Origin of the sequence: Aliivibrio kagoshimensis, from assembly GCF_050337105.1 — a bacterium.
GTDB lineage: Bacteria > Pseudomonadota > Gammaproteobacteria > Enterobacterales > Vibrionaceae > Aliivibrio_A > Aliivibrio_A kagoshimensis.
Genome location: NZ_JAKJSQ010000017.1, coordinates 1 through 20,136, shown reverse-complemented (window position 1 = coordinate 20,136; position 20,136 = coordinate 1). Strand labels below are relative to the sequence as shown.

22 protein-coding genes are annotated in these 20,136 nt (G+C 44.0%); 9 read left to right on the top strand and 13 right to left on the bottom strand.

Annotation, left to right across the window (positions count from 1 at the left end):
* Window positions 1-9 precede the first annotated feature (9 nt).
* Both ilvM and ilvG read right to left on the bottom strand, forming a co-directional pair.
* Window positions 10-255, bottom strand: coding sequence for an acetolactate synthase 2 small subunit (gene ilvM / locus L4C32_RS08000; RefSeq protein WP_428196343.1), 246 nt, complete (start codon window positions 253-255; stop codon window positions 10-12).
* Window positions 255-1,901: an acetolactate synthase 2 catalytic subunit gene (gene ilvG, locus L4C32_RS07995; RefSeq protein WP_428196342.1), complete on the bottom strand. Its 1,647-nt coding sequence runs from the start codon at window positions 1,899-1,901 to the stop codon at window positions 255-257. The genes ilvM and ilvG overlap by 1 nt, the downstream gene beginning before the upstream one ends.
* Window positions 1,902-2,322: 421 nt before the next feature.
* Here ilvG and L4C32_RS07990 point away from each other — a divergent pair, with 421 nt between their 5' ends.
* Complete coding sequence (locus L4C32_RS07990) at window positions 2,323-3,846, top strand: YifB family Mg chelatase-like AAA ATPase (RefSeq protein WP_428196388.1); 1,524 nt, start codon at window positions 2,323-2,325, stop codon at window positions 3,844-3,846.
* 54 nt (window positions 3,847-3,900) lie between these two features.
* On the opposite strand, the gene L4C32_RS07985 is transcribed toward L4C32_RS07990, so the two are convergent.
* From L4C32_RS07985 to L4C32_RS07965, 5 genes are all read right to left on the bottom strand, one after another.
* The gene (locus tag L4C32_RS07985; protein WP_428196387.1) at window positions 3,901-4,503 is read right to left on the bottom strand and encodes a thiol:disulfide interchange protein DsbA/DsbL; all 603 of its coding nucleotides are present in this window, start codon (window positions 4,501-4,503) and stop codon (window positions 3,901-3,903) included.
* A 191-nt stretch (window positions 4,504-4,694) separates the two neighbouring features.
* Window positions 4,695-5,681, bottom strand: coding sequence for a serine/threonine protein kinase (locus tag L4C32_RS07980; protein ID WP_428196341.1), 987 nt, complete (start codon window positions 5,679-5,681; stop codon window positions 4,695-4,697).
* A gap of 93 nt (window positions 5,682-5,774) precedes the next feature.
* Window positions 5,775-7,196: a cytochrome c oxidase accessory protein CcoG gene (gene ccoG, locus L4C32_RS07975; protein WP_428196340.1), complete on the bottom strand. Its 1,422-nt coding sequence runs from the start codon at window positions 7,194-7,196 to the stop codon at window positions 5,775-5,777.
* A gap of 216 nt (window positions 7,197-7,412) precedes the next feature.
* Window positions 7,413-7,676, bottom strand: coding sequence for a YihD family protein (locus tag L4C32_RS07970; protein ID WP_428196339.1), 264 nt, complete (start codon window positions 7,674-7,676; stop codon window positions 7,413-7,415).
* Between the two features lie 32 nt (window positions 7,677-7,708).
* Entirely contained in the window at window positions 7,709-7,906 is a 198-nt protein-coding gene (locus L4C32_RS07965; protein WP_428196338.1) for a hypothetical protein, read from the bottom strand.
* A gap of 232 nt (window positions 7,907-8,138) precedes the next feature.
* Between L4C32_RS07965 and trhA the strand changes: the two genes are divergently transcribed.
* Window positions 8,139-8,780, top strand: a complete 642-nt coding sequence (trhA, locus tag L4C32_RS07960) for a PAQR family membrane homeostasis protein TrhA (RefSeq protein WP_428196337.1) — start codon at window positions 8,139-8,141, stop codon at window positions 8,778-8,780.
* Between the two features lie 38 nt (window positions 8,781-8,818).
* Here trhA and L4C32_RS07955 read toward each other — a convergent pair whose 3' ends face one another.
* The 5 genes from L4C32_RS07955 to def are packed head-to-tail and all read right to left on the bottom strand — an operon-like array spanning window position 8,819 to window position 14,501.
* A complete protein-coding gene (locus L4C32_RS07955; protein ID WP_428196336.1) occupies window positions 8,819-10,270 on the bottom strand; it encodes a TrkH family potassium uptake protein in 1,452 nt (483 codons plus the stop codon).
* Window position 10,271: 1 nt separating this feature from the next.
* On the bottom strand, window positions 10,272-11,648 hold the full coding sequence (gene trkA / locus L4C32_RS07950; RefSeq protein ID WP_428196335.1) for a Trk system potassium transporter TrkA: 1,377 nt from the start codon (window positions 11,646-11,648) through the stop codon (window positions 10,272-10,274).
* A 36-nt stretch (window positions 11,649-11,684) separates the two neighbouring features.
* On the bottom strand, window positions 11,685-12,962 hold the full coding sequence (rsmB, locus tag L4C32_RS07945; protein ID WP_428196334.1) for a 16S rRNA (cytosine(967)-C(5))-methyltransferase RsmB: 1,278 nt from the start codon (window positions 12,960-12,962) through the stop codon (window positions 11,685-11,687).
* Between the two features lie 57 nt (window positions 12,963-13,019).
* Window positions 13,020-13,976 (bottom strand): methionyl-tRNA formyltransferase, encoded by a 957-nt coding sequence (fmt, locus tag L4C32_RS07940; protein ID WP_428196333.1) that lies wholly within the window; start codon window positions 13,974-13,976, stop codon window positions 13,020-13,022.
* Window positions 13,977-13,991: 15 nt separating this feature from the next.
* Complete coding sequence (gene def, locus L4C32_RS07935) at window positions 13,992-14,501, bottom strand: peptide deformylase (RefSeq protein ID WP_428196332.1); 510 nt, start codon at window positions 14,499-14,501, stop codon at window positions 13,992-13,994.
* Between the two features lie 119 nt (window positions 14,502-14,620).
* Between def and dprA the strand changes: the two genes are divergently transcribed.
* The 7 genes from dprA to L4C32_RS07900 all read left to right on the top strand — a co-directional run bounded on the left by dprA (window position 14,621) and on the right by L4C32_RS07900 (window position 19,164).
* Window positions 14,621-15,721, top strand: coding sequence for a DNA-processing protein DprA (gene dprA, locus L4C32_RS07930; RefSeq protein WP_428196331.1), 1,101 nt, complete (start codon window positions 14,621-14,623; stop codon window positions 15,719-15,721).
* A 2-nt stretch (window positions 15,722-15,723) separates the two neighbouring features.
* On the top strand, window positions 15,724-16,200 hold the full coding sequence (locus L4C32_RS07925; protein ID WP_428196330.1) for a DUF494 family protein: 477 nt from the start codon (window positions 15,724-15,726) through the stop codon (window positions 16,198-16,200).
* Window positions 16,200-16,742 (top strand): DNA topoisomerase family protein, encoded by a 543-nt coding sequence (locus L4C32_RS07920; RefSeq protein WP_428196329.1) that lies wholly within the window; start codon window positions 16,200-16,202, stop codon window positions 16,740-16,742. Before L4C32_RS07925 ends, L4C32_RS07920 begins: the two co-directional genes overlap by 1 nt.
* Window positions 16,743-16,819: 77 nt before the next feature.
* Window positions 16,820-17,326 (top strand): 5-(carboxyamino)imidazole ribonucleotide mutase, encoded by a 507-nt coding sequence (purE, locus tag L4C32_RS07915; protein ID WP_428196328.1) that lies wholly within the window; start codon window positions 16,820-16,822, stop codon window positions 17,324-17,326.
* A 125-nt stretch (window positions 17,327-17,451) separates the two neighbouring features.
* Window positions 17,452-18,009, top strand: coding sequence for an L-threonylcarbamoyladenylate synthase type 1 TsaC (gene tsaC, locus L4C32_RS07910; protein ID WP_428196327.1), 558 nt, complete (start codon window positions 17,452-17,454; stop codon window positions 18,007-18,009).
* Window positions 18,010-18,082: 73 nt separating this feature from the next.
* Window positions 18,083-18,907 (top strand): shikimate dehydrogenase, encoded by an 825-nt coding sequence (gene aroE, locus L4C32_RS07905; protein ID WP_428196326.1) that lies wholly within the window; start codon window positions 18,083-18,085, stop codon window positions 18,905-18,907.
* Window positions 18,907-19,164 (top strand): DUF1488 family protein, encoded by a 258-nt coding sequence (locus tag L4C32_RS07900; protein ID WP_428196325.1) that lies wholly within the window; start codon window positions 18,907-18,909, stop codon window positions 19,162-19,164. Before aroE ends, L4C32_RS07900 begins: the two co-directional genes overlap by 1 nt.
* Here L4C32_RS07900 and L4C32_RS07895 read toward each other — a convergent pair.
* Window positions 19,157-19,699 (bottom strand): gamma carbonic anhydrase family protein, encoded by a 543-nt coding sequence (locus L4C32_RS07895; RefSeq protein WP_428196324.1) that lies wholly within the window; start codon window positions 19,697-19,699, stop codon window positions 19,157-19,159. The genes L4C32_RS07900 and L4C32_RS07895 overlap by 8 nt on opposite strands.
* Window positions 19,700-20,136 lie beyond the last annotated feature (437 nt).

The following is a 20,136-nucleotide window of genomic DNA, read 5'->3' as shown; positions in this document are numbered from 1 at the left end:
TTAGTTCCCTTATGCGCTTTCTAATGTCGTGACATCAACGGTACGAATATCCCATAACTTTTCAACCTGATTAGTAATTAGGCTGATTGGTCGCTCGCTCTCAACAATGATCTCGATTTTTGCAATTTTATTCGATTGGTTTTGAGTCGCTGTCACTTTGAGTATAGTAAATCCACGGTGTCGGATGACTCTAAGAACACGCTCCAACAGTACCGGTCGATCATTTGCTTCAATGTTTAATAGGTGCTGTATCATTATGAGTTCTCCAACATATCATGGTTTGCGGCGCCAGGTGGTACCAGAGGCCATACATTCTCTTCTTCAGATATCATGACATGCAGTAGGTAGGCCGTCTTACTTGCCAGCATCTCTTTAAGAGCCGGTTCGACCTCTTCTTTTTTGGTGATGGTTTTTCCTGGGAAGCCAAATGCGGCAGCTAAAGCCACGAAATCTGGGTTGTCATCTAAAATCGTTTCACTATGACGCCCATCAAAGAAGAGGGATTGCCATTGGCGAACCATCCCTAATCGTTGGTTGTTGAGTAGAACTATTTTTACTGGGATGTGGCGGCGCTTTAATGTGCCTAACTCCTGCACGTTCATCATGAATGAGCCATCTCCAGTGATCAGTACCGATTGGTCATCTGGACGGGCAACACTCGCTCCCATCGCAACAGGTAGACCGTACCCCATGGTACCTAAGCCTGCTGAAGTCATATAGTTTTCAGGCTGACGAGGTTGAATGTGCTGAGCTGCCCACATTTGATGCTGGCCAACATCGGTAGAGATCATCGTACTATCTGGCATAAGATCAGAAAGCTGCTTGAGTAACCCAGGAGCAAAAATAAGATCGCCTGGGTGATCGTAACGCCACTTAAACTCTGATCGTAGTTCGTCGGCATGCGCTAACCAGGGTGAAATATCTTGGGATACCTCTAGCTGGGGAAGCACGACATTAATGTCACACTGAATCGGGGCGTTAGCGGTGCGCAGTTTATTAAATTCGGCAGCATCAATATCAATATGAATCACTTTTGCATGCGGAGCAAAGGTGTCTAGCTTGCCAGTCACTCGGTCATCAAAACGTGCACCAATAACGATCAGTAGGTCGGACTCTTGAACCACTAAATTGGCTGCTTTTGTGCCATGCATTCCTACCATTCCTAAATAGTGAGGATTATGGCGCTCGATGGTCCCTAACCCTTTTAAGGTGCTTACTGAAGGCATTGGGTTACGTAGCATAAATTGTCTGACCGTAGATGTTGCTTTTGCCAGTTGAACCCCGCCACCGACATAAAGTACCGGCTTTTTGCTGACGGATAAGAGTTGTTGAGCCGCTTCTATTGATCCTTCTTCGGCGATCGGTTTGGCTGGTGGTTCAAAGTAGGGAAGAATGGTAACAGGGGCTTCGGCTAACTGTACATCTTTGGCAATATCGACAAGAACAGGGCCTGGACGACCGGCTTTCGCGACTTCAAAAGCTTCAGAAAGGGTTGGAGCCAGTTCATTGATGTCGGTCACTAGGTAACTGTGTTTAGTACATGAGAGAGACATACCGATAACATCCATCTCTTGGAAAGCATCGGTACCAATCAGTGAACTAGCGACTTGTCCGGTGATAGCGACTAATGGCACTGAGTCCATGAAAGCATCAGCAAGACCTGTGACCAAATTGGTGGCTCCAGGTCCCGATGTTGCGAGACAGACACCAACCTCTTGAGTGGAACGAGCTAAGCCAATCGCGGCCATTGCAGCGCCTTGTTCATGGCGACAGAGGATGTGTTCGACACCACCATCATACAATGCATCATAAATTGGCATAATGGCACCGCCAGGGTAACCAAATACCGTTTTAATGCCCTCTTGTTGCAAAGCCGATACGACTAAGCTTGCTCCATTCATTTTCATTTCCTTTTCAATCCTTGAGTCACTTATTATGAGGCGATGTCATATTGATTGATGCACGCCCTGTGCAACTGCTCGCTGTCTGGTGACTAATTATAAAAAAACCCCCTTGCTATCTGCTCGGGGGTTTTCTGTGTGCTTGGTTAACTTCTTTTAGCTCACTCTCCCCCGTATCGCGATAATAATCACGACGACGTTGATAATGAGAATATTCAGTTGAGCAAAAAGTGGCATTGTTAGTTTGTTAACCTATTTTTGTGTTCTTTTTATGTCTTACCTTAAGTGGTAACACAGACATGCCTCTCATGACAAGAAAAAAACGATTTTATTTAACTTTTTATGCTTATTTATGCTCTATAGGTGGCAAATGATATCAAACCAGCCTAAATCAGCATTTTTACGTATAACGGGTAACTTTATGGGATTAGCAATTATTCACAGTCGAGCGTGTATTGGCGTAGAGGCTCCACCAGTCACCGTCGAAGTTCATATCAGTAACGGCATGCCAGGTTTTGCCCTTGTTGGTTTACCTGAAACAACCGTTAAAGAGGCCAAAGATAGAGTAAGAAGTGCCATTATTAATGCAAAATTTGAATTTCCATCCAAGAAAATTACGGTTAACTTAGCTCCGGCTGATCTGCCTAAAGAGGGGAGCCGGTTTGATCTGCCCATTGCATTAGGGATTTTAGTGGCATCCGGTCAGGTGTCGGAGAGTCAGTTACCCAGTTATGAATTTGTGGGGGAGCTGGCGTTATCTGGTGAACTTCGACGAGTAAAGGGGGTACTGCCTGCAGCAATGGCAGCAGAGAAAGATCAACGCTGCTTAATTGTACCGGATGAAAATGGTGATCAGGCGGCCTTAGTGGGGGCCGATATTCATAAATCGTCACCCACACTGTTGCAAGTGTGCAGGACGCTATGTGGGGAAGCAGAGCTGGGTCTATATCAAACTAACTCAGAGGTAGTGGATACGGTTCACGATAGAGATTTGCAAGATATTATCGGACAACAACAAGGAAAGCGTGCATTAGAAATAGCGGCCGCTGGGGGGCATAATTTACTATTTTTGGGCCCGCCGGGGACAGGGAAGACGATGTTGGCTTCTAGAATGTGCGACCTATTGCCGGAGATGAATGATAAAGAGGCGCTAGAGACGGCATCGGTAGCGTCATTAACTGACCAAATAATTACTGAGCACAATTGGCGTATTCGACCATTTCGATCGCCTCATCACTCGAGTTCAATGGCCGCATTAGTTGGTGGCGGTTCAAACCCTAAACCGGGTGAGATATCGCTCTCTCATAATGGGGTGCTGTTTCTTGATGAACTGCCTGAATTTGAACGACGCGTTTTAGACTCCCTTAGAGAACCTCTAGAATCTGGAGAGATCATTATTTCAAGGGCGATATGTAAAACTCGATTTCCAGCGCGTTTTCAACTGGTAGCAGCACTGAACCCGAGCCCGACTGGTTATTACAAAGGCAATCAAGCACGAGTGAACCCACAGGTCATTTTGCGTTATTTAAGTCGTCTATCTGGGCCACTGTTAGACCGATTTGACATGTCGTTGGAGATACCGCTTCTACCGAAAGGCATGCTGACAGAAGGGGGCGATCGAGGAGAGGCAACAGAAGTAGTAAAGCGGCGAGTGTTAGAAGCTAGGAACCTGATGATTCAGCGCAGTGGCAAAATTAATGCGTTACTTGGCAGTCGAGATATTGAAACCTACTGTCCATTGCATAAATCGGATGCGGATTTTTTGGAGACCACGTTGCATCGTCTTGGTCTTTCCATTCGTGCTTACCACCGGATCATTAAAGTGGCGAGAACCATAGCCGATCTTAATCAAGAATCAGACATCAATCGCTCACACTTAGCTGAAGCGTTAGGTTATCGCTCAATGGATAGACTGTTAAAACAGCTAACTCAGCAGTCAATTTAGGGTGGGCATAGAGACAAAAAAGGAGCCGAAGCTCCTTTTTTGATTTTTAATTGATTAACTCTGCTTTTTCAATAAGAAGTTAATGAGGTCTAAGTACTCCTCTTCACTTTTAATATGGTCCGTTTTAATCAGAAACTTGTTGTTGACGATGACAGCGGGTACTCCAGATAGACCACTTTTCTTAAAGCCGTTATCGAAGTTGTTTACCATTGAGTCGGTAGTAAAGCCATTAAATGCCGCATCGAAATCTTTAGCGGAGACACCTTCATCTAAGAATATCTGACGAAGTTGTTCATCGTTCTTCGGTGCTTTTTCCATCGCGTGGATACGGTTAAACATAACAGGAACCATCACATGTTCAGCATTAAGCAGGTTCATCGCTGCATAAGCTTTACTCATTGATTTACCCATGTTGCCACCCATGAATGAGACATGGTTTTTTAGAAAACGTGCATCTGAAGGGAGCTGCTGTGCAATAGACTCCATAAGTGGTTCAAAAGTATTACAGTGTGGGCAGTAGAAAGAGAAATATTCAGTAACCGTTGGTTTGGTTGAAGCTGGAAGATCGATAACAGTGTAATAGTCCCCTTCAGCGTACTGTCCTGTTTTAGTTTCAGCTAAAGTGGGTGTGACAGGGCGTGGTGCTGGTTTGGTCATTTTTTTAGGCGCTACAGGCTCTGTTGTACTTTTATCAACTTGGACAGTTGCTGCTTCTGTTTTCACTGGGGCGGCGGCCTCTTGTTTCGCAGGCTCTGAACAACCGATTAGACCAATCAACAATGATGCAGCAAGTAATTTTTTTAACATGTGTAAGTAGCTCCTGATAATAAATTTGTAATTATTGTGTATTACCACTGTGGCATGAGTTCTAAAGGTGCTTCTGAAAGCGCCGCAATCTGCTCTTTAAAACCCAAGACCTGATTTTCCCAATATTTTGCATCAGAAAACCATGGAAAAGCCAGCGGAAAGGCAGGGTCGTCCCATCTTTTTGCTAACCATGCCATATAATGCACCATCCTAAGACCGCGTAACGGCTCAATTAGTTTCAGCTGTGTTGAATCAAAGTCACAAAATTCACTATAAGCTTCTAATATGGTGTCCAATTGTGCCAACTTATCGTGACGTTCACCATTAAGCAGCATCCATAGATCCTGAACAGCAGGACCATTTCTAGCATCATCTAGATCGACAAACATAGGCCCATCACGCCATAAGATATTACCAGGATGACAGTCACCATGCAGACGAATTGCGCTCCAGTCATCACTCCAATGCTCCTCTATTCGACTAATCAACAGAGAGAGATCGGAAAAAAAGCTGTTCTCAAGGTGGTGAGGGATAAATTGACTATTCTCTAGTAGCTTTTTAGGTTTATACAGATACTCATCCAACCCTAAAGTCAGTCGATGCTCAAAGGTTCTGCTTTGGCTGACTTTGTGAATACGTCCTAAAAAACGTCCCACGCCTTCGAGTTGATCATAGTTATCCACTTCGAACTGACGTCCACCGACACTTGGAAAGAGAGTAAACATATAACCTTGATAATGATGCAAGGTTTTTCCGTTAATCACGCAGGGGGCTGCTAAGGGGATCTCATGCTCAACCAGTTCTAGAGAGAAGTCATGTTCCTCTTGAATTTGAAGTTCTGACCAGCGCTGTGGGCGATAAAACTTCACCACATATCGGCACTTCTCTTCATCAATAAACTGATAAACACGGTTTTCATAACTGTTGAGTGCTAGCAGTCCAGATTCCGCTCTAATACCAATACTGGCTAAAGCATTCCACATAAAATCGGGAGTAAGGGCGCTAAAATTAAAGGCTTGGATATCCATCACGCTATCTTATGGTCAGGGTTAATAGAGGAATAGTACCTGATATCAAAAGAAAGGGCGCTATAAAAAGCGCCCTAAAGGTGTGTCACTATTTTATAGTTTTTTGAAAAAACGACTTTCTGATTGAATCGTCTCTTGTTGGTCATTGCGTAGAATGAATTGAATTGGGGTGATGGGTTTCTCTAAATCGCTAGAGTCTACACCTAAGCTGATTGGCAGGTTAAGTACCTCTCCAGGTTCTACCGTCACGGTTTGTGCACCGTACCAGGTGGAGTCAGATATTCCGGTAACCGAAAGGGTATAAACTTGGCTTTGCTGAGTTTTATTAAACACTTTTAAGGTGTAGGTATTTTCAACTAGCCCTTCACTGTTAATACGGTACATTTGGGTTCTATCTCGTAAGACATCAAGGCCCATCGGTGAAACAGTGACAATTTGCATTACAAACAAACCAATCATCAGTAATAGGATTGCCCCATAGCCGATTAACTTAGGTCTAAGCACTGAGGTGTGCTTACCTTCAAGCTTATGTTCTGTGGTGTAGTTGATTAAGCCGCGAGGGTAGCCCATTTTATCCATGGTCTCATCACAAGCATCGATACAGGCACCACAGTTAATGCACTCATACTGAAGGCCGTCTCGAATATCGATGCCGGTTGGGCAGACTTGAACACAGAGATTGCAATCGATGCAATCACCAAGCCCCATCGCTTTATGATCTTTTTTACGTGGCCTTGGCCCTCTGCTTTCACCACGTTCCGTATTATAACCAACAATATAGGTGTCTTTATCAAACATGGCGGACTGGAATCGAGCATATGGACACATGTGAATGCAGACGATGGAGCGCATCCAACCTGCATTCGCATAGGTACATACCGCAAAAAACAGTACCCAGAAAACCGGCCAAAATGTAGCGTCTAAACTAAAGAATCCGCTGACCAACTCTTTAATTGGAAAGAAATAACCAGTAAAAGTAAAGCCAGTAGCCAGAGCAATGGCGAACCACGAGAGGTGTTTGCCGGCCTTTCTCATTGCTAAGTTGACGGTAAGAGGCAGTTGGTCCTGTTTTTTACGCTTATTTGCGGGACCTTCTAGCTTCTCTTCAAACCAGATATACATAAAGGTCCAAACGGTTTGAGGACAGAGATAACCACACCACACACGGCCTAAAAAGGTGGTAATAAAGAACAGACCAAAGGCGGCAATGATAAAGAAAATAGCCAGTAGAGTGAGATCTTGTGGGAATAGAGTAGTGGCAAAAAAGCTAAATTGCTGATTACCAAAATCCATAAGGATGGCTTGATGCCCATCGTATGACATCCAAGGTGTCATGCAAAATAGCAGCAGGAGGAACCATGATCCGTAACGGCGTAGCTTTTGAAAGTTGCCTTTACTCTTACGAACATAGATTTGATTGCTAGGATTGAAGCGGTCACCGCCATTTCCTTTGTGAGTTTTTGGATTAAACTGCTGAGGAGTTACATCCTTAATCTCTATTTTATCCTGACTCATTACCTTTCCTTGCTCACGAAAAAGGGATACAACCGTCATGGTTGACGTTTAGTTCTTATTATAAGGAGATCGTTCTATTTTTTGTGGCGAGATTATAGCGTAATCATAGATACAAGTTATCTATGGTTATCAATTTTTAGGAAAAATGTTGTTGAGTCACAGAGATTATGTCGAAGAGGTTAATACTAGCCAGAGAGCTCTGGCTAGTGATGGCAGTTAAAGAATGCCGCGCGCTTTTAAAATGGCGGTTTTGAAATCATTCTCCTGATCTTTAGCCAGACCTGGAATCATCTCTTCTTTATCGCTATTGCGCATCTTCAGGTGATAGATAAGAACATCATCAGTGAGATCGTCAAGCTTGCCATCATAACCAGCCTCTTTAGTGAGCTTTAAAATAAACTCAATTAAGTTTAGCTCTGGATCTTTTTGCCACTCAGGATGTATTAATTCAATGAGTTCATTAACGCGATGACATTTCATAGGGGTACCCAATAATTGATTGATGTGGCAATTTAGCCCGCTCTGTCTAACCTTACCTGTTTTGAAAACACACCACGGGTTTCTGGTTGCTTAGTATTATCAATGACTTTGCTTAATGTCACTTTTTCAGTCACCGATGCTCTTTTTTTAAGAGAAAGAGTCGAGAAGCTGGTGGTTCTTCGTGTGGTATTACGGTGTATATAGGTTTGAGTAAATGTAGCAGGTCGCATATTAAGCCTAAATAAAAAATAGCATCCTTTGCTGAAGTAAAAAATCATACGATGAATGATTCAATTAGCTCGCTATTTAGCCCTGTTTTACTTAATGAGATACTGTTTTAAATCAAGATTATTTGAATAATTTGGTTAACAGAGTGTAAATTATATTTATTTAAGCTTACACGTGTAAGCTTAAATGTGTGATAATGACTCTCTTTAACGATTTATACAATTAAGGTGAAGAATGACCTCTGCGTATTCCACTAATGAAGAGCGAGCCAACACTGTTTCTCATGGTATCGGGGTGTTGTTTGGCATCCTTGCGCTTGTGCTATTACTGCAGCAAGCCTATGCATCAAATGCTGATACGCTCACCTTTGTGAGTTACGCTGTTTATGGTGCCAGTATCATCGTACTGTTTTTGGCTTCTACCCTGTATCACTCTATTTCAGATCCTAGAGCCAAACGTTGGCTAAAAACCTTCGATCATAGCGCCATATTTTTACTGATAGCGGGAAGTTATACGCCATTTCTGCTTATTGGATTAAGAACACCGTTAGCCATGTGGTTAATGGTGGTTATCTGGGCCATTGCTCTTATCGGGGTGGTAGGAAAAATTGTCTTTGTGTATCGCTTTAAAAGAGTGTCACTGATCAGCTATTTAGTAATGGGCTGGTTATCATTGATTGTTATTTATCAGCTGGTGACATTTTTAGATATCGGAGCGGTGATCTGGTTAGCGGTTGGTGGTCTGGTCTATTCGTTAGGGGTGATTTTTTATGTGAATAAGCGAATACCCTTTAACCATGCGATTTGGCACCTGTTTGTTTTAGCTGGGTGTGTGAGTCACTTTATTGCGATTTACTACTACATTCAGCCAGTCTAAAAGCTGAGGAGGTATCCCCTCCTCGGTTCTTTTTGGTATTAACTTTTCCAAAATGCAGGGACAAACAGTACTAATACCGTTAGGATCTCTAGTCTTCCCATTAGCATACCAATGCTCAATACCCACTTAGCGGCATCAGGAAGAGTGGCAAAGTTACCCGTTGGCCCAATGATTGATCCCATACCAGGACCTACATTGGCAACCGAGGTAACCGCGGCACTGATGCTGGTTACAGGATCTAACCCCATGGTGCCTAACGCTGCTGATATCGCAATGATGGTAAGAAAAAATGTCAAACCAAAAGCGACCACCGAACGAACAATGTCCTCGGTAACGGGTCTGCCGTTATAACGTTGGACAAAAATTCCCGAAGGATGGATCAGTTTCATCATCTGAGTTTTCAGTAACGCAAAAGCGATTTGAAAGCGGAAAATTTTAATGCCCCCAGCCGTCGATCCTGAGCAGGCTCCAGCCAGCATAATAAACGCACAGATGATGGCAGGAAAAGAGCCCCAAGCGGTAAAATCTTCTAACCCAAAACCTGTGGTGGTTACGATGGAGATGATATTAAAGAGCGAAACTCGAAGGGCATCAATAAAGTAGTAATCTTTCTGTAAAGTTAACCAGATCGCTATACTGAGGCTACAGACCATGACAAGAAGAAAGAACCCTCTTACTTGAGCGTCTTTCCACAACTGGCGACTGTCTCTCTTTTTGATTGCTTGTACAAACAGCAAAAAAGGTAACCCGCCGGCAAACATAAAAAGAACACCGACCCAGTGAGCTCCCTTAGAGAAGTGATTCATTGAACCATCCGAGGTGGAGTACCCCCCAGTAGAAAGGGTGGTAAAAGCGTGATTAATCGCTTCAAATAGACTCATTCCGGTGATGAGATAACCAATACAACAGAGAAAGGTAAGAGTTAGATAGACGTTAACGATATTCTTTGCGACATTTTTAGTTCTAGGTACGCTCTTTTCAGACCAATCAGACGATTCAGTTTGGAATAGACGCATCCCGCCGACATTCAGCATCGGTAGTATCGCTACGGCCATAACAATAAAGCCAACCCCACCAAGCCATTGAAGCGTCGAACGCCATAACAGAATACTAGGAGCCATGGTGTCTAAACCACTGAGAACGGTTGATCCTGTTGTCGTGATACCTGACATGGTTTCAAAATAGGCATCAGTGAAGCTAATGTGGTTGATGAAGACAAACGGGAGAGCGGCAAACGTGCTGGCAATGGTCCAGACAAAGGTGGTGATCAGGAACATATCACGTACATTCATCTTTAAAGTGAAGTTTTTGACTCGACCAACAGACAAGCAAGCAAATGCGACAAGGTGGGTGATGCACACCGCTTGGGCAAACTCGATGAAACCGGCTGTCTTGGTAAAGAGAGCAACGGCGGTAGGGATGTACATAAATAGGGCGATCTTAGATAAGACCAGCCCTATTACGAACAAAATTGGTTTTAGGTTGACCATATTATAAGAAGAAAGGGCTAGGTTGGAATAAGCGCTCTACATCCGGTACATACTTTTTATCCACAAGGAACATCACGACATGATCATCCTGTTCAATCACTGTTTTATCGTGTGCAATTAATACTTCCTCACCTCGAACTATTGCGCCAATGGTTGCACCTGGGGGAAGCTTGATAGTACCAATGGCACGTCCCACCACTTTTGATGTGTTTTCATCGCCATGAGCAATGGCTTCAATGGCTTCAGCAGCACCACGTCGTAATGAAGAGACATTCACAATATCTGCTCGACGTACGTGTGTTAATAGCGCCGAAATAGTCGCTTGCTGCGGAGAGATAGCGATATCAATGGTGCCGCCTTGAACTAAATCCACATAGGCACTACGTTGAATCAACACCATTACTTTCTTAGCCCCCATACGTTTGGCAAGCATGGCTGACATGATATTGGCTTCATCATCGTTGGTGACAGCGATAAAGACATCAACCTGGTCAATATGCTCTTCATTAAGCAGCTCTTGATCAGACGCATCACCACAGAAGACGATGGTATTATCCAGTAGTTCAGAGAGACGTTCTGCTCGCTGCTGATTTCGCTCGATCAACTTTACGCTGTAGAGTTGCTCTAGTCGACTGGCTAAACCGGCACCGATGTTGCCTCCACCGACAATCATAATGCGTTTATACGGTTTTTCTAAACGCTGAAGTTCACTCATTACGGAACGAATATGATTACTGGCTGCGACAAAGAAGACTTCGTCATCGGCTTCAATAATGGTGGTGCCTTGAGGCCGTATTGGTCTTCCTTGTCGGAAAATTGCCGCTACACGAGTATCGATATGAGGCATATGCTCACTCAGAGCTGAGAGGGCATTTCCCACTAGTGGGCCACCGTAATAGGCTTTGACCGCCACGAGACCGACTCGCTTTTCAGCAAAACTGACCACTTGAAGTGCGCCAGGATACTCAATCAGGCGCTCGATATAACCAGTGACTAACTCTTCAGGAGCGATGAGGTGATCAACAGGTACGGCGTCAGATTGAAATAGACGGTCTTTCTCCTTTAAATATTCAGGCGAACGGATGCGAGCAACTCGGCTTGGGGTATTGAATAGAGTAAAAGCGATCTGACACGCACTCATATTGGTTTCATCAGAATTAGTCACCGCGACCAGCATGTCAGCATCTTGAGCACCTGCTTCACGCAAGGTGTCGGGGTGGCTGGCGAATCCATTGACGACTCGCAAATCATACTTATCTTGCAGTTCTCTTAATCTATCTGAGTCTTTATCAACGACGGTGATATCATTATTTTCACCGACTAGGTTTTCAGCCAGTGTGCCGCCAACTTGTCCTGCACCAAGAATGATTATTTTCATAATATGAGCCTACGCTTGTTCAATACTGTTGAATGACTATTTTTTTTCTAATACCGCATAATAGAAACCATCCATATCTTGTTCACCGGGCAATATTTGGTTGCCAGGATTATTCAGATCGGACTTTACCAGTGACGCATCAGCTGTTCGTTGTAAAAAGGCCGTGACCTGATCTCTATTCTCTTGTGGCGTGATTGAACACGTCGCATAAACCATTGTGCCACCAGACTTTAATTGAAGCCACATGGCGTCAAAAATTTCAGCTTGAAGTTGTGTCAATGCAACAATGTCATCCGCTCTGCGTAACCACTTTATGTCAGGGTGTCGACGAATAACGCCCGTAGCTGAACAAGGAGCATCCAGTAAGATTCGGTCAAACTTTTCACCACTCCACCACTGCTCAGGGTATCGTGCATCGCCGCAAACGACTTCTGCTTGTAAGTTCAGACGCTCAAGATTCTCATGGACTCGTTTAAGTCGATTCTCATCACAATCAATCGCGACGACTTTACATTCCGAGCTTCGCTCTAGAATATGCGCAGTTTTTCCACCAGGAGCGGCACAACAATCCAGAATTAATTCACCTGTTTGTGGTGTTAGGTACTCAACCGACAGCTGAGCGGCGGCATCTTGCACTGACACCCAACCCTGTTCGAAGCCTGGAAGTTTCATGACATCACAAGGAGAGGCGAGCTTTAGTGCGTCCGGAGCGGTTGGGTGGATCTCTGTGGCTATCTCTTCGGCATTTAACAGCTGCTGATACTCATCTCGAGTATGGTGTTGTCGGTTTACCCTTAACCACATTGGCGCCTTAGTATTGTTTGCTTCCACAATCTGTTTCCAGTTTTCAGGATAGGCGTTTTGGAGCAATTTTAGTAACCAGCTTGGGTGGCCATATTTTCCAGCATTATGGCTGGTTGCCTTTAGGTCTAAAGCCTCTTGATCACGTTGATAGCTACGAAGCACGGCGTTAATCAGACCACGTAAACGAGGCCCTTTTAATCCTTTTGTGCCTTCTACTGTTTCACCAACGGCAGCATGTGGTGGGATTCTCATAAAACTAAGTTGGTAGATACCGACTAAGATAAGATGATGAAACACTCGCTGCTTCCCTTTGAGGGGTTTATCCATCAGCTCATTAGCAATGGATTCTAAGCGTGGTAAATAGCGTAAAACGCCATAGCATATCTCTTGCAGTAACGCTTGATCTCGAGGTTTAATTTGCTGTTGTGCTGCAGGCAAAACATTGGATAGAGATTGCCCTTGATCGACAACTTGAAAGATAACATTGGCTGCCGTAGCGCGAACATTCATGGTTGGGTACCTAACATAAAGGCCGATCATCAATCAGCCTTGAAAAAGAGAAGTAAACTAGTTGAGTACGGTGCCGACTTCAAACCACTCTTTACGAGAGTTTAAAAGATCTTGAACGGGCATCGCTTTTTTACCTGGGATCTGTAGTTGTTCAAACACAATAGCGCCATCGCCTGTCACTACATAGATGCCGGTTTTGTCTGCTTTAAAAATGGTGCCAACAGGTGCGTCGCTATCACCGCTCTCTAGTGGCTCAGCGCGGCTTTGCCACACTTTGACATTTTGATCGGCAACGGAGAAGAAACTCATTGGCCATGGATTAAAAGCACGAACACAACGTTCAATGGTGTTGGCGTCCAGGCTCCAATCAATTTTAGCTTCTTCTTTACTGAGTTTCTTCGCATAGTTAGAGAGTTCATCATTTTGTTTTTCCGCCACCACTGAGCCATCAGCTATTGTTGATAGACAATCAATCAGTGCAGTTGGCCCTAATTGAGCTAACTTTTCGTACATGGTGGCGCTAGTATCATTTTCGGCAATCTCTAGAGAGGCGATACTTAACATGTCACCAGTATCTAAACCTAGATCCATCTGCATGATAGTGACGCCAGTCTCTTTATCGCCAGCCCAAATTGAGCGCTGAATGGGTGCCGCTCCACGCCAACGAGGAAGAAGTGAACCATGTACATTGATGCAACCTAGTTTTGGTGTGTCTAACACCACTTGTGGCAGTAGTAGCCCATAAGCGACAACCACCATGAGATCGGCATCTAATGCTTTTAGTTGTTGTTTGGCATCATCACTCTTGAAATTTTCTGGCTGATAGACAGGAATATCATGCTCTAATGCGATATTTTTTACTGGACTGGCAGTGAGTCTTTTGCCACGACCTGCTGGGCGATCAGGTTGGGTGTAGACACCAATAATCTCATGCTGAGAAGACAACAACGCCGCCAGATGACGGGCGGCGAAATCAGGAGTACCAGCAAAAACAATACGAAGTGATTTGCTCAAAGTAACCTCTATAATTTAATTTTTTTCGTTATAACGCTTAATCTTTTCTAGTTTTTGCTTGATGCGCTGGCGCTTTAACGGTGATAGGTAATCCACAAATAGCTTACCTTGCAAGTGGTCTAATTCGTGTTGAACACAGATAGCCAGTAGATCATCCGCTTCAAAAGAGAAGCTTTTTCCCTCTCTATCTAATGCTGTTACGGAGACTTCAGCAGCTCGTGGAACCAGAGCGCGCGCACCTGGCACAGAGAGGCATCCCTCTTCGATACCATCTTCACCACGTTTCTCTGTAATGACTGGGTTGATAAGCACGATAGGGTCATTGCGCTCTTCAGAGATATCGATAACAACGATTCTCTTATGGCAATCAACCTGAGTGGCTGCTAGGCCAATGCCCTCTTCGTCATACATGGTATCAATCATGTCATTAATGAAGGTTTGAAGTTCAGGGGTTACGGTTTCAACCTCTTTTGCAACCGTGCGTAATCGTTCATCCGGGAACGTTAAAACATTTAATACAGACATAGACACTCTAAATATTGAACTGCGCCGAAAACAGCATAACTTTATGGCACCAATTCTAGTCATTTTATGAACGAAATGACAGCATCAAATCTACCTCAAATTTAGGAAAGGGTAGGATAATGGATGAAAAAACGTTGATACCGTGGCTAACACTGGGTTTTACTCCTGGGTTGGGCGGTCAGAAGTTATCACGACTGCTCTCTATCGACTCCCCTGAAAACTTACTCTCTTATTCCAGCCAGCAGTTGGTCGCTTGTGGGTTATCAGCGTCACAGGTTCTCTATTTACATGCACCTTTAAACAGAGATATTGAACGAGCACTGCAGTGGCAGTCTCAACCCTCTTGTCATATTCTTCATCTGCACTCCCCCTACTATCCATCTCTATTAAAGGAAATAGCGTCCCCACCACCTATTCTGTTTGTGCAAGGTAGAGTGAATGCGCTGTCTGCGCCTCAAATCGCCGTTGTTGGTAGCCGAAATGCCACTGTTGATGGTTTAGAGTCTGCGCACCAGTTCTCCTATGAGTTAGCTAAGCAGGGGTATGTGATTACTAGCGGCTTGGCACTGGGCGTAGATGGCTATGCTCATCAAGGGGCACTAAAAGCAGAAGGGGAGACTATTGCTGTATTAGGTTCCGGGTTATCAGAAATCTACCCTGCTCGTCATCGAACGTTGGCACAAAAGATCATTGAACAAGGGGCGTTAGTGTCAGAGTTTCGTCCAGATGCCAAACCTAGGCCCCAACATTTCCCAAGACGGAATCGTATGATAAGCGGCCTGTCTACAGGAGTGCTGGTGATTGAAGCAGCAGAGAAAAGCGGTTCACTGATTACTGCCCGTTATGCCAATGAACAGGGGCGTGAGGTCTTTGCTCTGCCTGGATCCATTCATAACCCAACGAGTCGAGGGTGTAATGCCTTGATAAAAGGAGGCGCCTACCTAGTGGATAACATTAATGAGATTATTAATGAAGTCGGAGTGTTAACTGAGTGCGCAATGACTAACCAAATGACACTTTTTGAAGTACAATCACAAGTAGGGGAACTGCCATTTCCCGAAGTGTTAGCTAACGTGGGGAGCAAAGTGACTCCCGTTGATTTTATTGCACAAGCTTGCAATCAGCCAGTGCACGAAATTATGATGCAGCTCCTTGAGTTGGAGTTGCAAGGTTTTATCATCGCAGTCCCAGGTGGATATATTAGAAAACGGAGGGGTTAGCCATGATGGATATTCTGATGTACTTATTTGAAACGTACATACAACATAACGATGTAGAGTTAACCGTCGATCAAGATAAGCTCGAAGAGGAACTACTACGGGCTGGGTTTTATCAGCAAGATATCTATAAAGCCCTACAGTGGTTAGAGCAGTTAGCTATTTTGCAAGAAGAGGATGGAGGTCCTTACTTAATCAGTCGTGGCTCTGCGTCAATGCGCATCTATACCTTGATTGAAAGTGAGCGCTTAGATGTCCAGTGTCGTGGTTTTATTTTATTCCTTGAACAGATCAATGTATTGAACAATGAAACTCGAGAAATGATCATTGATAGAGTGATGGAGCTGGATACTGCAGAGTTCTCTTTAGATGATCTTAAATGGGTTATTTTAATGGTGTTGTTTAACGTTCCTGGTAATGAGAGTGCTTATAATCAGATGGAAGAGCTGATATACAATACAGAGCAAGGCATGCAGCACTGATGGAGCTATTTACACAACATGAACATGCACTGGTTGAGATGTGTCCACAGTGCAGCAGTGAATTAACCATTAAACACAGTAAAAGAGGCCCATTTTTAGGTTGCGTAGCGTTTCCTGCTTGTGATTTCACCCGAGCGCTACACCAAAATGACGGTCATATTGTCAAAGAACTCGGTTTACCTTGCCCTGAGTGTGCTAATGAACTGGTATTGAGGCAGGGGCGGTTTGGTATGTTTATTGGCTGCTCCTCTTTTCCTGAATGTCACCATATAGAGCCATTAAATCAACAAGAGCCTGAAAGCGTTGAACCTTTAGCTAAGTGTCCTGAATGCAAAAAAGGACAGTTGATTGAGAGGCAGTCTCGTTTTGGTAAAACCTTCTACGCGTGTGATGGTTACCCGAAGTGCCGTTTTGCTGTGAATCACCTCCCAGTTGCGGGTGAATGTAGTGAGTGTCATTTCCCACTGCTAGTGGAGCGAAATATGGCCTCTGGTACCCGTTATCAGTGCGCTGACAAAAAGTGTAACAACTTCCAAAAATAAATTATCGATCATTTCCAATTCTGTCCGTATAATGCGCAGGCAATCGTTTACGTCACTTAATATGAAAGGAAATTTGAATGAACAAGCCATTTGTTGCGGTTTTAATGGGATCGGACTCTGATCTACCAGTAATGCAATCTACTTTAGACGTTTTAAAGTCATTCAATATTACAACGGAAGTTAAAGTTACTTCTGCACACCGTACACCAGCGGCGACTCACAGTTATGTGACTGATGCTGAAGCTCGTGGTTGTGGTGTGTTTATTTGTGCGGCTGGTTTAGCAGCTCACTTAGCAGGTGCTGTTGCTGGAATCACGACACTACCTGTCATTGGTGTGCCAATTGATGCAGGCCCACTGCAAGGAATGGACGCTCTACTTTCAACGGCGATGATGCCTGGTGGTGTTCCGGTTGCTACTGTTGCTATCGGTAGTGCTGGTGCTAAAAATGCAGGTTACCTTGCAGCACAAATTTTAGCGACGGGTGACGCTGAACTAAAAGCAGCAGTAAAAGCAAACCGTCAAAAGAATGCAGAAGACGTAATGGCGAAAGATGCCGCTCTACAAGCACGTCTGCAAGGCTAAATTGTATTGGAATATGTCAGGATGTTGCATCCTGAAGTAGTTTGGGTATAGTCCTTGACTACTGAGGCGCTCTCATGGGAGCGCCTTTTTTATGACTGTCGTTTGCTCAATATCAGGAGCTGTTAATGAAAAATTTGAAAAATGTCGTAACCGCCCTGAACAGTGGTGAAGTGATTGCTTACCCTACCGAGGGTGTTTTTGGCGTTGGTTGCGATCCGACGAATGAACAAGCAATACAGAAACTGCTGAATTTAAAACAGCGTCCAAGCCATAAAGGATTAATCTTAATTGCCGCCAATATTGAACAGCTGAATCCTTACATCGAATGGTCAGCCGTAAGCGCCGAAGTTAAGCAGCGAATATTATCGACATGGCCAGGCCCCGTTACTTGGGTTATGCCAATCAAGTCTGGGGTCTCTAAGTTACTTTGCGGGCAGTTTAACTCTATTGCCGTTAGGGTGACGGCTCATGCTGATGTGCAGAGTCTATGTAATGAGTTTGGCGCTGCAATTACCTCGACCAGCGCTAATCTAACCACTTTGCCTCCTTGCCGAACCGTTGCTGAAGTTGAGCAACAATTTAATCAACAGCAAGTGACCATCTTGCATGGCGTAGTGGGTAATAGAGAGACCCCGACTGAAATAAGAGATGCTCTTACCGGTAATGTATTACGCCAAGGTTAATGCTTGATAGTTGTATCGGGTGTGATAACGTCATGAGTATTGAGTACTATTATTCTTGTTGTTAGAGGCTCCCATGGACAGATACGCCGTTTTCGGTAATCCGATTAAGCACAGTAAATCCCCCTATATCCACACCCTTTTCGCTCGTCAGACTCAACAGCCAATAGAGTATATTGCTATTGAAGCGCCAATAGATGCCTTTATCGAATCCGTAACAGATTTTTTTGCACGCTCGGGACGCGGCTGTAATGTAACGGTTCCTTTTAAAGAGCAAGCCTTCCAATTTGCCGATAAATTAACAGAGCGAGCTCAACGTGCGGGTGCGGTGAATACCCTGAAGAAGCTAGATGATGGGATTATTTTGGGGGACAACACCGATGGAGAAGGTTTGGTGCAAGATCTCTTGCTGTATCAAACCAACCTTAAGGATGCCAACATATTAATCATCGGTGCGGGTGGTGCTGCTCGAGGTTCGATACTTCCACTTCTTAAGCAACAACCCGCCACACTCACGATTGCTAATAGAACAGCAAGCAAAGCTCAACTGCTTGCAGATCAGTTTACTGAATATGGCCAAGTAAACGCTTGCTCATTAGAAGCAGCCAGCATGCAGCGTTATGATGTCATTATTAACTCGACCTCGGCGAGCCTTAATGGAGAGTTGCCGGGCATTGACTCAAGCTGTATTTCAAATCAAACCATCTGCTATGACATGATGTATGGCAAAGGGGGGACCTGTTTTAATCAGTGGGCACTCGATTGTGGAGCGTTGAGAGCTTATGACGGTTTAGGGATGTTAGTCGGTCAAGCTGCTGAAAGTTTTATGCTGTGGCGTGGAATTAGGCCAGGCGGAAAACAGGTATTGCGTGAGTTAAGAAAGAACCTTGAGGGGCTGTAATGAATCAACATATTCTATTCCCTGATATTCAACAATGGGTAAATGAGGGCGTTAACTTTCCAGCGCAACAATCCGGTCAGTTAATAGAGTGCTGGGTGAGTAAAGATTGGTTAGAAAAAGAGAGCGGGAAAAAGATATATAATAGTAAAGAGGGGCTCTCCATATTTGAATCGCTTCGTTTTGATATCGAAGAGATAATAGAAGAGCGTATAGAAGAGGAGTGTTTTACAGAATCAGGACAAATAGCGCTTATTTAGTTTCGTTTAAATAATCATTTTTGTTGGCAACGTAATTGTCTGCGGACTTTTGCAGAAATGCGGATTCTTTATCTGATAGGCGGCGAGCTTGTTTTACGGGGCTGCCTATATATAAGAAGCCACTCTCTAATCGCTTTCCTGGTGGAACCAAACTTCCTGCACCAATCATTACGTCATCTTCAATAACCACGTCATCAAGAACAATGCTTCCCATACCCACTAGAACGCGATCACCTATCTCACAGCCATGTAGCATGACTTTATGGCCAATGGTTACATCATTGCCTATGATTAGTGGGCTGCCTTCTGGTTTCTCTTGGTTTTTATGAGTGACATGAAGCACTGAGCCGTCCTGTACATTGCTTCTTTCACCAATGATGATGTGATTAACATCGCCACGAGCGGCAACTAAAGGCCAGATACTAGAATCATCACCTATTGTTATCTCTCCATACAATACCGAAGAGCTATCTATATACACATTTTTACCAATAGTCGGTGTTATTCCGCGGTAGCTACGTAGTGCCTGGCTCATTTGAATCTCCAAAAGGTTACTTGTGATTATAGGTTATGATGAAAAAGAGGATATAAAAAGGGCGAATCGTACAATAAATCAACGGTTGAGTTGATTTGTTTGAAATATTCATAAAAAGACTTGTCAATGTGATCTAACTCCCTATAATGCCACCTCACTGACACGGAGAGCCGCTTCCAATAAGGATTTAGCCTCAGTCAGTAGGACAACAAGCCACGAGAAATAAGTTTAAAAAAGTGTTTGACACTAGAGCTTAAATCGCTAAAATGGCCGTCCACTTAAACGAACTGACCGAAAGGTTTAAAAGTTTAAGAATTGCTCTTTAACAATTTGACCATGCAATTTGTGTGGGCACTCGTGAATAGATTATCAAAAAATAATCTCAATGAACTGAGTGGCCTTAATCGATAAGTTTCGACTTATTGACACAGTCAAAT